This window comes from Bacillus tianshenii (assembly GCA_020524525.2).
In the GTDB taxonomy this organism is placed as follows: domain Bacteria; phylum Bacillota; class Bacilli; order Bacillales; family Bacillaceae_N; genus Bacillus_AV.
Genome location: CP129018.1, coordinates 1,117,641 through 1,131,525 on the forward strand (window position 1 = coordinate 1,117,641; position 13,885 = coordinate 1,131,525).

Genomic DNA, 13,885 nt, shown 5'->3' on the forward strand with positions numbered 1-13,885 from the left:
CGTTATATGAGACAAAGTCAAATGCTAATCCCTACGCTAAGGGATGTACCAGCAGATGCAGAGATTAAAAGTCATCAGCTGTTAATTCGAGCAGGCTTTATTCGCAAAAATGCTGCTGGTATTTATAGCTTTCTTCCAATGGGTAAACGAGTGCTTCAAAAGGTTGAAGAAATTGTACGTGATGAAATGAATAAAGCAGGTGCCAATGAAATGCTTATGCCGGCTCTTCAGCCTGCAGAGCTTTGGCATGAAAGCGGTCGTTGGAACAACTTCGGTCCTGAACTAATGCGTTTGAAAGACCGTCATGCCCGTGAATTTGCTTTAGGCGCCACACATGAAGAAGTGATTACATCACTTGTGCGTGATGAAGTAAACTCATATAAGCGTTTACCACTTACACTTTACCAAATTCAAACGAAATATCGTGATGAACAGCGCCCTCGTTTTGGCCTGCTTCGCGGACGTGAATTTATTATGAAAGATGCGTATTCTTTCCATGCTACACAAGAATCTCTTGATGAAGCATATCAAAAAATGTTCACTGCTTATTCGAATATTTTTGAACGCTGCGGCCTAAACTTCCGTGCTGTTATCGCGGATTCAGGTGCAATGGGTGGAAAAGATACCCATGAATTCATGGTGCTTTCAGAAGTAGGGGAAGATACAATCGCTTATTCTGACTCCTCTTCATACGCAGCAAATATTGAAATGGCACCGGTTGTGACGAAGTATGAAAAAAGCGACGAAGCAGTAAAAGAACTTGAAAAAGTTTCAACACCAGATTCCAAAACAATTGAAGCTGTTGCTCAGTTCTTAAATGTTGCAAAAGAAGTTTGCATGAAAACTTTGCTGTTTAAAGTGGATGACCGTTTCGTCCTTGTGCTTACTCGTGGCGACCATGAAGTAAACGATATTAAGTTGAAAAATTTATTATCAGCTTCACACGTTGAAATGGCAACAGAAGAAGATGCAAAGCAATTATTAGGTGCTTCTTTCGGCTCACTCGGTCCTATTGGTATTTCAGAGGACATCGAAGTTATTGCTGATTATGCAGTACAAACGATTGTAAACGGCACTTGTGGTGCAAATGAAGACGGCTATCACTTCGTAAATGTAAACCCTGAGCGTGATTTCACTCCTTCACAATATGCAGATTTGCGTTTTATTGAAGAGGGTGACCCATCACCAGATGGAGAAGGTACAATCAAATTTGCTAAAGGGATTGAAGTCGGTCACGTATTTAAGCTTGGCACAGTTTACAGTGAAAAGATGGGGGCACAAATTCTTGATGAAAACGGCCGCTCTCAGCCTATGATTATGGGCTGCTACGGAATTGGGGTTTCCCGTACACTAGCAGCGATCGTTGAACAATTTAATGATGAGAACGGCATCGTATGGCCTAACAGTGTGACACCGTTCCATGTACATCTTATTCCGATCAACGCCAAAAATGCTGCTCAGAAAGAGTTAGCGGACAAGCTATATGCAGAGCTTCAAGAAGCTGGCTTTGAAGTTCTCTACGATGACCGAAAAGAGCGCCCAGGTGTGAAATTCGCAGACAGCGATTTATTTGGCATTCCTTTGCGTGTTACCGTTGGGAAAAAGGCTGAAGAAGGTATTGTTGAGCTTAAGCCTCGGGAAACAGGTGAAACAGAAGAAGTGACTGTTTCTGACTTAATTTACACATTAAAAGAACAACTTCTTCAAGCATAAATGTTGTAGAATAAAGGCATCTTCTTTCTTCTGAGGAGATGCCTTTCTCTATCCTTCTATGAAAGGAGTTAACAAGGAATGAGTGAGCTCACTCACGAACAAAAAGAACGATTTCAAATTTTACTAGAACAATTGAAAATGCCTGAAACGGTCATCTCTGATCATTTTCAACATGGGGCAATTGAAAAGCTGACAATTGATAAGTCGAACAAATCATGGCACTTTTCGATTCGATTTCCGGCTGTACCGCCTGCAAATGTATATCAACTCTTTGCTTCACACTTACAAAAAAGCTTTTCGCATATTGCTGAAGTATCCTTTTCTGTGCAATGTGAAGGGGCAGAACTAACAGAAGAGCTTGTGCAAGGGTATTGGCCGTTATTTTTAGATCGTTTGCAAGGACTGTCTCCTTCATTAGAAGCGCTGCTTAAACGGCAGCAACCTAAGCTTGAGGGGCAAAAATTAATCGTTCAAACACGCCATGCAGCAGAAGCGGAGGCTGTGAAGCGGAAATTTCAACAAACGTTTATGCATCATTTTCATGAAATGGGTTTGCCGTTAACACAAGTTGATACGACGGTGGTTCATTCAGAAGAAGAGTATAAGCAATTTGTCGAAAAACGCAGTGAAGAAGAACGAACAAAAGTTGTCGAGGTTATTGCTGAAAAAGAACAAAAGGAATCACAAAAAGAAGCGGATGCGGCTGCTGGAATTCCAAGTGGTCCGTTGTCTATTGGCTTAAAAATCCAAGATGAGCCAACCCCTCTTAAAGAGATTGTCGACGAAGAACGCCGTGTCACTGTTCAAGGGTATATCTTTGATGCAGAAACACGTGAGCTTCGAAGCGGAAGAACGCTGCTTACATTTAAGGTGACTGATTATACAAGTTCCATTTTAATTAAAATGTTTTCACGCGATAAAGAGGACGTTCCAATGCTGCAAGCCGTTAAAAAAGGCATGTGGGTGAAAGTACGCGGTGGGGTCCAGAATGATACTTTTGTACGCGATCTTGTCATGATTGCTAAAGATGTTCAAGAAATTCCGCCGAAAGAAACGAAGGATACAGCTGAAGAAAAACGTGTGGAGCTTCATTTGCATACACCAATGAGCCAAATGGATGCTGTTACATCAGTGTCACGCTTAGTCGAGCAGGCAGGTAAATGGGGTCATAAAGCAATTGCAGTTACTGATCATAATGTATGTCAGGCATTTCCTGAAGCATATGGCGCTGCTAAGAAACATGGTGTAAAAATGCTTTACGGCGTAGAAGCGAATATTGTTGATGACGGCGTCCCGATTGCTTATAATTCTCAAGACCGTGTACTTGAAGATGAAACGTATGTTGTTTTTGACGTTGAGACGACTGGGTTATCAGCTGTTTATGACACCATTATTGAGCTGGCAGCTGTAAAGGTGAAAGGTGGCGAAATTATCGACCGCTTTGAATCATTTGCAAACCCGCATCATCGTCTATCAGCGACAACAATTGAGTTAACAGGAATCACCGATGATATGGTGCAGAATGCACCTGAGGTTGGGGATGTCTTGAAAGACTTTCATGAATGGATTGGGAACGATGTGCTAGTTGCACATAATGCAAGCTTTGATATGGGCTTCTTAAATGTCGGTTATCAGCGGATTGGAATTGGGAAAGCGAAAAACCCTGTGATTGATACGTTAGAATTAGCAAGGTTTCTTTTTCCAGATATGAAAAACCATCGTTTGAATACGTTGTGTAAGAAGTTTGATATTGAACTAACTCAGCATCACCGTGCCATTTATGATGCGGAGGCAACTGGATACTTACTTGTGAAGCTCTTAAAAGATGCGACTGAACGAGATATTACAAATCATAATCAATTTAATGATCATATGGGCGAAGGCAAAGCGTACCGCCGCTCCCGACCTTCACATGCCATTTTGCTCGCACAGACGCAAGAAGGACTGAAAAACCTTTTCAAACTTGTTTCACTCTCACATGTGGAATATTTTTATCGAATGCCACGGATTCCTCGTTCAGTCTTAACGAAATACCGGGAAGGCATTCTTGTCGGTTCAGGCTGTGATCAAGGTGAAGTGTTTGAAGCGATGATGACGAAAGCACCTGAAGAGGTGGAGGAAATTGCTGATTTCTATGACTACCTTGAAATTCAGCCGCCAAGCAATTATTATCATTTGGTTGAAAAAGACCTTGTGCATGATGAGGAAAAGTTGTTAGACATTCTCTCAAATATCGTTAAGCTTGGTGAAAAGCTAGACAAGCCTGTTGTCGCTACCGGCAATGTTCACTATCTAAATAAGGAAGACTTCATTTATCGTAAAATTTTAATTGCCTCTCAAGGCGGGGCAAACCGGCTTAATAAGCAAACACAGCCGCTAGTTCATTTCCGGCCAACAAATGAAATGCTTGAGTGCTTATCATTCTTAGGCAAGGAGAAAGCAAAGGAAGTCGTTGTGACGAACCCGAATAAAATTGCCGACATGATTGATGAGATTAAGCCAATCAAAGACGAGCTGTATACACCGAAGATCGAAGGGGCGAACGAAGAGATAACGGAAATGAGTTATAATCGTGCTCGCAGTCTCTATGGTGAGGAATTGCCTGAACTTGTTGAAAAGCGGTTGGAGAAGGAACTGAAAAGTATTATCGGTCATGGGTTTGCGGTTATTTATTTGATTTCCCAGAAGATCGTTAAGAAATCATTGGATGATGGCTACTTGGTAGGTTCACGTGGCTCTGTCGGCTCATCATTTGTTGCGACAATGATGGAGATAACCGAAGTGAACCCACTGCCGCCGCATTATGCTTGTCCAAACTGTCAGCATTCACATTTCTTCGATGACGGGTCTGTCGGTTCAGGCTTTGACCTGCCTGATAAGGATTGTCCTGAATGTGGCACAGAGTATAAGAAAGACGGGCATGATATTCCGTTTGAGACGTTCCTTGGTTTTAAAGGGGATAAAGTTCCTGATATTGACTTGAACTTCTCAGGTGATTATCAACCGCGCGCTCATAATTATACGAAAGTATTGTTTGGAGAAGACAATGTGTTTCGTGCAGGAACCATTGGTACAGTTGCTGATAAAACAGCTTATGGTTTTGTAAAAGGATATATGAGCGACCATGACTTACAATACCGCGGAGCAGAGGTTGACCGGTTAGTGTCAGGCTGTACAGGAGTGAAACGAACGACTGGACAGCATCCAGGCGGCATTATCGTTGTGCCTGATTACATGGACATTTTTGATTTTTGTCCAATCCAGTTTCCAGCTGATGACCAGAAATCAGAATGGAAAACGACACACTTTGACTTCCATTCGATTCATGATAATTTATTGAAGCTTGATATTCTCGGTCACGATGACCCGACCGTTATCAGGATGCTGCAAGACCTAAGCGGGATTGACCCGAAGACCATTCCGACAGATGACGCAGAAGTGATGAAAATCTTCAGCGGGACAGAATCCCTTGGTGTCACACCAGAGCAGATTAACTGTAAGGTGGGGAGTCTCGGTATACCTGAGTTTGGGACACGCTTTGTACGCCAGATGCTTGAAGACACGAAACCGACGACGTTCTCAGAGCTCGTGCAGATTTCCGGCTTATCACACGGAACTGACGTATGGCTTGGAAATGCTCAAGAGCTAATTTATAGCGGAACGTGTGAGCTGGCGGATGTAATCGGTTGTCGTGATGACATTATGGTTTATTTGATTTACAAAGGGCTGGAGCCATCACTTGCCTTTAAAATTATGGAGTTTGTTCGTAAAGGGCGCGGCTTGCAGGATGAATGGGTTGAGGAAATGAAAAAGAATGGTGTACCTGACTGGTATATTGATTCATGCTTGAAAATTAAGTACATGTTCCCGAAAGCCCATGCTGCTGCTTATGTGTTAATGGCTGTTAGGATTGCGTATTTTAAAGTCCATTTTCCAATCTTGTACTATGCAGCTTACTTTACGGTACGTGCAGATGATTTTGAAATTGATACGATGGTGCGTGGCTCTAATGCAATTCGGGCGCGGATTGATGATATTAATTCAAAAGGGCTGGATGCTTCACCGAAAGAGAAAAGCTTACTGACCGTGCTTGAGCTTTCCCTTGAAATGTGTGAGCGTGGTTTTTCGTTTGGCAAGGTTGATTTGTATAAATCAAGTGCGTCAGAGTTTATTGTTGAAGGTGACAGCTTGATTCCACCATTTAACTCGATTCCTGGATTAGGTACAAACGCGGCTTTGAATATTGTGAAAGCACGTGAAGAAGGAGAATTCCTTTCTAAAGAAGATCTTCAACAGCGAAGTAAGGTCTCGAAAACAGTGCTTGAGTATCTTGATGACCATGGCTGTCTAGAAGGGATGCCAGATGCTAATCAGCTCTCCTTGTTCTAGGCTGTCACGGTTGAAAAAAGGTCCGTCGCTTGCAAACAATATCTGTCTATGCTATATTCTTATTGGTAATACTAGTGATAGCGGCTGACACAAGAGTGGGGCAACCCACTCTTTCGTTTTACGTTTTTCTGATAGAAACCTTCACTTTACTACTTCCCCTGCTTACCCTAAGCAGGGGATTTTCGTCAGAAGGTTGTGCAAAAGGAGGTTTAATATGGCTAACATTAAAGAAACAGCCGAAGAACTTGTGCTGCCGATATTAGAAGATATGAATTTAGAGCTTGTCGATATTGAGTATGTAAAAGAAGGCAAGAACTATTTTTTGCGTCTATATATCGATTCTGACACAGGTGTAGATATTGAAGAATGCGGAAAAGTAAGCGAACGTCTTAGTGAGAAGCTAGATGAAGCTGACCCGATTGCTCATCCTTACTTTTTAGAAGTTTCCTCACCAGGAGCGGAAAGACCGCTTAAAAAAGCTGCAGATGTGGAAAAAGCAATAGGGAAGCATGTAAATATTAAAACATATGAACCGATTGACGGAGAAAAGGAATTTGAAGGCACACTCACAGCTTTTGATGGTGAAACGGTTACGATTGAAGTGAAGGTAAAAGCGAAAAAGAAACAAATTGAGATACCGTATGAGAAAGTAGCGAAAGCCCGGTTAGCGGTTACTTTCAATTAAGAAGGGGAGAAATTTTGAGATGAGTACTGAACTTTTTGATGCCTTAACACTTTTAGAGAAAGAAAAAGGGATCAGCAAAGATGTCATCTTAGATGCGCTGGAAGCAGCATTGATTTCAGCATATCGCCGAAATTTTAATCAGGCGCAAAACGTTCGTGTAGATATCAATCCTGATACGGGTACAATGCGTGTATTTGCTCGTAAGGATGTTGTCGAGGAAGTATTTGATCCGCGTCTTGAAATTTCATTAGATGATGCACGAGAGTTAAATTCACATTACGAGATTGATGATATTGTGGAGATCGAAGTGACGCCAAAAGATTTCGGACGTATCGCGGCGCAAACAGCAAAGCAGGTTGTAACACAACGCGTTCGTGAAGCGGAGCGCGGCATTATCTTCACTGAATTTGTTGATCGTGAAGAAGATATTATGACTGGTATCGTACAGCGCCAGGATTCACGTTTCATCTATGTTTCACTTGGTAAGACAGAAGCGATTTTACCGCAAAGTGAGCAGATGCCAAATGAAACGTATAAGCCGCATGACCGTTTAAAAGTCTTTATTACGAAAGTAGAAAAAACGACAAAAGGGCCGCAAGTCGTGGTGTCACGTACACATCCAGGGCTTTTGAAGCGGTTATTTGAAATGGAAGTACCGGAAATATATGATGGCACCGTTGAACTTCGCTCTGTTTCTCGTGAAGCTGGGGACCGTTCTAAGATTGCTGTGTACTCTGAAAACGACGATATCGATCCAGTTGGTGCATGTGTTGGTCAGCGTGGTCAGCGTGTACAGGCGATTGTAAATGAGCTAAAAGGGGAAAAGATTGATATAGTCAGATATTCTGACGACCCAGTCGAGTATGTTGCAAATGCTCTAAGCCCTTCAAAAGTCGTTAAAGTAATTGTGAACGAGGAAGAAAAAGCAACAACGGTTATTGTCCCTGATTACCAACTATCACTTGCAATTGGTAAGCGTGGGCAAAATGCTCGTCTTGCGGCAAAGCTAACAGGGTGGAAGATTGATATTAAGAGCCAATCTGAAGCAGAGGAAGCAGGTCTATTATATGAAGAGATTCAAGAAGACTTGGACATGCCGATTGCTGAATATGAAACAACTTCTAATGATGAGGAAACCGTAGAAGAAGAAAACATTTTAGAATCAGACGAACGAACAGATGAAGTAGACGAATACGCAACAGACGATGTAGAAGACGAAGAAGAATAAGACGAGGTGGAGCCTAATGAAACAACGAAAAGTTCCAATGCGAAAATGTGTGGCTAGTCAAGAAATGAAGCCAAAGCAAGAGCTTATTCGTATTGTGCGCTCAAAAGAAGGTGAAGTCTCAATCGATCCGACCGGTAAGAAAAACGGCCGTGGTGCCTATCTAACGTTAGAGAAGGACTGCATACTAAAGGCCAAAAAGAAAAATATATTAGCCAATCACTTGAAGGCTGACATAAATGATGAAATATATGAAGAACTGTTGGCGCTTGCCGAGAAGGAGAAGCAGTAACGCAATGGAACAACAGAACAAATGGATGTCACTATTAGGTTTGGCAAATCGAGCGCGCCAATGCATTTCTGGAGAAGAACTCGTTGTGAAAGAAATACGCAGCAAACGAGCAAAGTTGGTTTTATTATCGGAAGATGCTTCTGAGAATACGACCAAAAAAATCTCAAACAAATGCACAAGTTATAACATTCCGCTTAAAAAAGTCCCTGATCGCTATTTGCTTGGCAAAGCGATCGGCAAGCCGCATCGTGTAACGGTAGCTGTTTTAGAAAGCGGATTTGCAAAGAAACTTATGACGTTGCTCGATGAATAATTGTGGGGGTGAACGTATGAGTAAGATGAGAGTTTATGAATACGCAAAAAAATATAATCTTTCCAGTAAAGATGTTATTTCAAAATTAAAAGAGAAAAATGTAGATGTGTCAAATCATATGTCAATGATTGATGAGGCAGCTGTAAAGGAATTGGATAGCATGTTTAAAACAAACAGTCAAAATACAGCACAAAACAATAATAAGGGTCAACAAGGTAATAATAAAAACAAAAAAGGCCCGAAAAACAACAAACAAAAGCAACAAAATAAGCCATCCTTCAAAGGAAACAGCCGTAAAGGTCAACCTGAGAAGAAAAAGCAAGAGCTTCCTGAAAAAGTAACATACCATGGTACATTAACAGTTGGCGATCTTGCTGAGAAATTAGGCAAAGAGCCTTCTGAATTAATTAAAAAATTAATGATGCTTGGCGTCATGGCGACGAAAAACCAAGATCTTGATGCGGATTCAATTGAACTAATCTGTGAAGAATATGGAGTAGAGGTTGAAGAAGAAATCGTCTATGACGACACTGACCTAGCCGCATACGATGTAGAAGATAGTGATGATGAATTAACGGTTCGTCCTCCTGTTGTAACCATTATGGGTCACGTTGACCATGGTAAAACAACGCTTCTTGACTCGATCCGCAAAACAAAAGTAACAGCTGGTGAAGCAGGCGGGATTACACAGCACATTGGTGCCTACCAAATCGTCAATAAGGGCAAGAAAATTACATTCCTAGATACACCTGGACACGCCGCGTTTACAACAATGCGTGCACGTGGAGCTAGTGTAACGGATATTACGATTCTTGTGGTTGCAGCAGATGATGGTGTCATGCCACAAACAGTTGAAGCGATTAACCATGCAAAAGCTGCAGGCGTTCCAATTATCGTAGCGGTTAACAAAATGGATAAAGAAGGTGCAAACCCTGACCGTGTGATGCAGGAATTAATGGAGCATGAGTTAATTGCCGAAGACTTTGGTGGTGACACAATCTTCGTTAAGCTTTCTGCTGTAAAAGGTGAAGGGATTGAAGAGTTAATCGAAATGATTACACTCGTCTCTGAGATGGAAGAGCTAAAAGCAAATTCAGACCGTGTGGCAACTGGCTCTGTTATTGAAGCACAGCTTGATAAAGGCCGCGGCTCTGTGGCAACTCTTCTTGTGCAAAACGGTACACTTCACGTTGGCGATTCGATTGTAGTTGGAAACACATACGGCCGTGTCCGCGCAATGGTCAACGACTTAGGTCGTCGCGTGAAAGAAGCTGGCCCGTCTACTCCTGTAGAAATTACAGGGCTTAATGATGTGCCACAAGCAGGGGATCCATTCCTTGTGTTTGCAGATGAGAAAAAAGCACGTCAAATTGGTGAAGCACGTGCACAAAAGCTTCTTGAAGAGCAACGTGGCGAAACAACGAAAATCAGCCTAGACGACTTGTTTGAACAAATCAAACAAGGGGAAATGAAAGATATCAACTTAATTGTTAAAGCTGACGTGCAAGGCTCGGCTGAGGCACTTGCTTCTTCACTTCAAAAAATTGATGTAGAAGGCGTACAAGTCAAAATCATTCATACAGGTGTTGGTGCGATCACAGAATCTGACATTACATTAGCATCCGCTTCTAATGCGATCGTAATCGGGTTCAATGTGCGCCCTGATGTGAATGCGAAGAAAACAGCTGAAAGTGAAGGCGTAGATATCCGTCTACACCGTATTATTTACAAGGTAATTGAAGAAATCGAAAGTGCAATGAAAGGGATGCTTGATCCTGAGTATGAAGAAAAAGTAATCGGTATGGCTGAAGTTCGTGAAACATTTAAAGTTTCCAAAATCGGTACCATTGCTGGTTCATACGTAACAGAAGGTAAGATCACACGTGACGCAGGTATCCGCCTTATCCGTGACGGTGTTGTTATTTTCGAAGGTGAAATCGATTCCCTTAAGCGTTACAAAGACGACGCGAAAGAAGTCGCACAAGGCTATGAGTGTGGGATTACGATTGCGAAATATAATGACATTAAAGAAGGCGACATGATTGAAGCCTATGTGATGGAAGAAATTGAAGTAAAATGATTGGAGCGGTGCGTTGTGAGTGCATCATTTATGACGCCCAGTCCTTGAAACAGAAACGCTCGGTAACGAAGCGCATCATTGAACGCGTCCGAAACCGATTCAACGTTTCGATTGCGGAAACAGACCATCACAATGTCTGGCAAAGAGCGGAGTTGACCATTGCTGCCGCATCATCAAGCCAGGTCATTGCCGAAAAAGAATTGAATAAAGTCTTAGATTTTATCGATTCTTTTCCGGAAATTGAACGGACTGTAACGACATTTGAGTGGTTGTAATGATGAGGTGATATTATGAGTAACATTCGCTCAACACGAGTGGCTGAGCAGATGAAGAAAGAGCTCGGCGATATTTTAAGCCGTAAAATTAAAGACCCGCGCGTCGGCTTTGTGACTGTAACTGATGTACGTGTTACAGGTGATTTGCAGCAAGCAAAAGTCTATATTACGGTTTTAGGTGACGATGAGAAGAAACAGGATACGTTAAGAGGCCTTGCAAAGGCAAATGGCTTTATCCGTTCTGAAATCGGGAAACGCATTCGTTTACGAAAAACACCTGAAATTATCTTTGAATTTGATGAAACGATTGAGCGCGGAAATCGTATTGAACGTTTGCTGCACGAGATCAACGATCCATCTGAACAATAATTCAGTTAGGATAGGCCGCTTTTCGGTCTATCCTTTCTTATTGTTATTCTGGCCTATTCGCTTAGAAAAGAGAAGGAGGGATGTAAATGAATGGTGTGCTGCCGTTATATAAGCCACGGGGAATGACCTCACATGATTGTGTACATAAAGTGAGAAAGCTCTTAAAAACAAAAAAAGTAGGCCATACAGGTACCCTCGACCCAGAGGTGGACGGTGTGCTTCCGCTTTGTATTGGAAGAGCGACTAAAATTGCAGAGTATATTACAGCTAGTGCCAAGACATATGAAGCAGAGGTTACATTAGGGCGTGCAACAGAAACAGAAGATGCGCACGGTGAAATAGTTGAAGAAAAGCCTGTCACACATACGTGGGAGATAGAAGCCATTCAACAAACACTGAAATCATTTCAAGGCGAAATCGAACAAGTGCCTCCGATGTTTTCTGCTGTAAAGATACAGGGGAAAACGTCTTTATGAATATGCGCGCCAAGGAATTGAAGTGGAACGGCCGCGAAGACGCGTTACCATTCATTCTATTGAATTACTTACAAAAGAATCTATTACACCTGAAGAGCCGCATTTTTCAATTCGTGTTACATGTAGTAAAGGTACGTATATTCGAACACTTGCAGTAGACATTGGCAAGGCTCTCGGTTATCCTGCACATATGTCGAAATTAACTCGTACAGCTTCAGGGAGCTTTCAGCTTGCTGATTGTGTGACATTTGAACAGATTGAAAGTGGGGATTATTCTCTTATACCAATGGAAGTGCCACTTTCTCGTTTGACAAAACTTGTTGTTAATGAAAAAGTAGAAAAGGCCGTACGAAATGGCGCGGTGCTTCAATTACCGGAAGAAGTCGCGTCAGAAGAACGTTTTGGTATTTGGACAAGTACAAATGAATGTATTGCAATCTACCAACCGCATCCACGCAAAGAAGGCTTGATGAAGCCTGAAAAAGTACTATGGACGTAATGTTTGATTAAAGAAGGTGAAAACATGGAAGTCGTTCATTTATCTTATCCGCATGAGATAACAGCAGATAAGGCTGAACCGAAAGTGCTTGCGCTCGGCTTCTTCGATGGTGTTCATCGGGGCCATCAGCAAGTCATTCAAACCGCAAAACAAATTGCAGATGAAAAAGCGATTAAAAGTGCAGTGATGACCTTTCATCCACACCCTTCTGTTGTCCTTCGCAAGGGGAAGCAGCATGTTCGCTATATCACACCGCCACAAGAAAAGGCTGAGCAAATTGAGAAGCTTGGCATTGATATTCTTTACATTGTGAAGTTTGACCATGGTCTATCTGATCTTTTGCCACAAGAATTTGTTGATGAATTTCTGATCCGTTTAAATGTGAAGCACGTTGTTGCTGGCTTTGACTTCTCATACGGCCGGCTTGGAAAAGGCAAAATGGAAACATTACCGTTCCACTCTAGAGGAAACTTTGCGCAAACCACAGTAGGAAAAGTTGAGAAAGGCAGCGAAAAAGTAAGCTCTACATTAATTCGTCAGAAAATAGAAAGCGGAGAAGTGGATGAGCTTTCACAACTTCTTGGAAGACCTTATACCGTACATGGAATCGTGGTACATGGTGATAAACGTGGTCGGACAATCGGGTTTCCAACAGCAAACGTGCAATTATTAGATAAATTTTTAATGCCGCCTGTTGGTGTCTATGCTGTTCAAATTGATGTGAAAGGCAAACGTTATGATGGTGTCTGTAATTTAGGCTATAAACCGACTTTCCATGACAACAAAGAAGAGCCGATTCTTGAAGTGCACATTTTTCAATTTGATGGCGACATCTATGAGGAAGAAGTGTCGGTTATGTGGGTTCAACGGATTCGAGCTGAGCAGAAATTTGACTCAGTTGATGCATTAATTGCACAAATTGAGCAGGATAAAGCAGAAGCGGAACGAATTTTAGAGAAAAATTAGTTATTCCTCTTGCTTTTTCCGATAAAAGATTGTAAGATGTTCAATGTATGCTTGTTTTACAGGCAAATATGAACCATTGCTTGGCAAAACGATTCACCAACGTTTGCTCAGTGATCGGGGATAACATGAATAGGAGGTGAATAGGATGGCACTAACACAAGAACGTAAACAAGAAATCATCAGTGAATTCAAAACGCACGATAACGACACAGGTTCTCCAGAAGTACAAATCGCTGTCCTAACAGAGCAGATTAACACTTTGAACGAACATTTACGTACACACAAGAAAGACCACCATTCTCGTCGCGGTCTTTTGAAAATGGTAGGTAAGCGTCGTAATCTTCTTACGTACCTACGTAAGAAAGATGTTACTCGTTACCGTGAAGTAATCAATAAGCTTGGCTTACGCCGATAATTACCAAAAAAAGCGGGAGTAATCCCGCTTTTTTCTTACACTACGAGAATATTTTACGAATTGTAAATTAGACTAAGCATACGGCTCTGCCGTTTTAAAACTCGGCATTTGCCGAGTTTTATTATCGTTACAGCCTTACTATTTCTAATCGTTCGAATAGAAACGTGTTTACATAGCGATGTTACTCT

General features: G+C 41.9%; 11 protein-coding genes and 1 pseudogene. All 12 read left to right on the forward strand.

Annotated elements, in window-relative coordinates; all coding sequences use genetic code 11:
- The first annotated feature begins 6 nt into the window (after window positions 1–6).
- The gene (locus LC040_05565; protein WLR52373.1) at window positions 7–1,713 is read left to right on the forward strand and encodes a proline--tRNA ligase; all 1,707 of its coding nucleotides are present in this window, start codon (window positions 7–9) and stop codon (window positions 1,711–1,713) included.
- 78 nt (window positions 1,714–1,791) lie between these two features.
- A complete protein-coding gene (locus LC040_05570; GenBank protein ID WLR52374.1) occupies window positions 1,792–6,102 on the forward strand; it encodes a PolC-type DNA polymerase III in 4,311 nt (1,436 codons plus the stop codon).
- A 214-nt stretch (window positions 6,103–6,316) separates the two neighbouring features.
- Window positions 6,317–6,787, forward strand: coding sequence for a ribosome maturation factor RimP (gene rimP, locus LC040_05575; protein WLR52375.1), 471 nt, complete (start codon window positions 6,317–6,319; stop codon window positions 6,785–6,787).
- Between the two features lie 19 nt (window positions 6,788–6,806).
- Window positions 6,807–8,015: a transcription termination factor NusA gene (gene nusA, locus LC040_05580; GenBank protein ID WLR52376.1), complete on the forward strand. Its 1,209-nt coding sequence runs from the start codon at window positions 6,807–6,809 to the stop codon at window positions 8,013–8,015.
- Window positions 8,016–8,031: 16 nt separating this feature from the next.
- Window positions 8,032–8,304 (forward strand): YlxR family protein, encoded by a 273-nt coding sequence (locus LC040_05585; GenBank protein ID WLR52377.1) that lies wholly within the window; start codon window positions 8,032–8,034, stop codon window positions 8,302–8,304.
- A 4-nt stretch (window positions 8,305–8,308) separates the two neighbouring features.
- Window positions 8,309–8,617, forward strand: a complete 309-nt coding sequence (locus LC040_05590; protein WLR52378.1) for a YlxQ family RNA-binding protein — start codon at window positions 8,309–8,311, stop codon at window positions 8,615–8,617.
- A 16-nt stretch (window positions 8,618–8,633) separates the two neighbouring features.
- Window positions 8,634–10,697, forward strand: a complete 2,064-nt coding sequence (gene infB / locus LC040_05595) for a translation initiation factor IF-2 (GenBank protein WLR52379.1) — start codon at window positions 8,634–8,636, stop codon at window positions 10,695–10,697.
- Window positions 10,694–10,972 carry a DUF503 family protein gene (locus tag LC040_05600; GenBank protein WLR52380.1) on the forward strand — a complete coding sequence of 93 codons (279 nt, stop codon included), beginning with the start codon at window positions 10,694–10,696 and terminating at the stop codon, window positions 10,970–10,972. The genes infB and LC040_05600 overlap by 4 nt, the downstream gene beginning before the upstream one ends.
- A 15-nt stretch (window positions 10,973–10,987) precedes the next feature.
- Window positions 10,988–11,341, forward strand: coding sequence for a 30S ribosome-binding factor RbfA (gene rbfA / locus LC040_05605; GenBank protein WLR52381.1), 354 nt, complete (start codon window positions 10,988–10,990; stop codon window positions 11,339–11,341).
- Window positions 11,342–11,427: 86 nt separating this feature from the next.
- Window positions 11,428–12,316, forward strand: a pseudogene (gene truB / locus LC040_05610) (tRNA pseudouridine(55) synthase TruB).
- Window positions 12,317–12,340: 24 nt separating this feature from the next.
- Window positions 12,341–13,282 carry a bifunctional riboflavin kinase/FAD synthetase gene (gene ribF / locus LC040_05615; GenBank protein ID WLR52382.1) on the forward strand — a complete coding sequence of 314 codons (942 nt, stop codon included), beginning with the start codon at window positions 12,341–12,343 and terminating at the stop codon, window positions 13,280–13,282.
- A gap of 145 nt (window positions 13,283–13,427) precedes the next feature.
- Window positions 13,428–13,697: a 30S ribosomal protein S15 gene (gene rpsO / locus LC040_05620; protein ID WLR52383.1), complete on the forward strand. Its 270-nt coding sequence runs from the start codon at window positions 13,428–13,430 to the stop codon at window positions 13,695–13,697.
- Window positions 13,698–13,885: the final 188 nt, after the last annotated feature.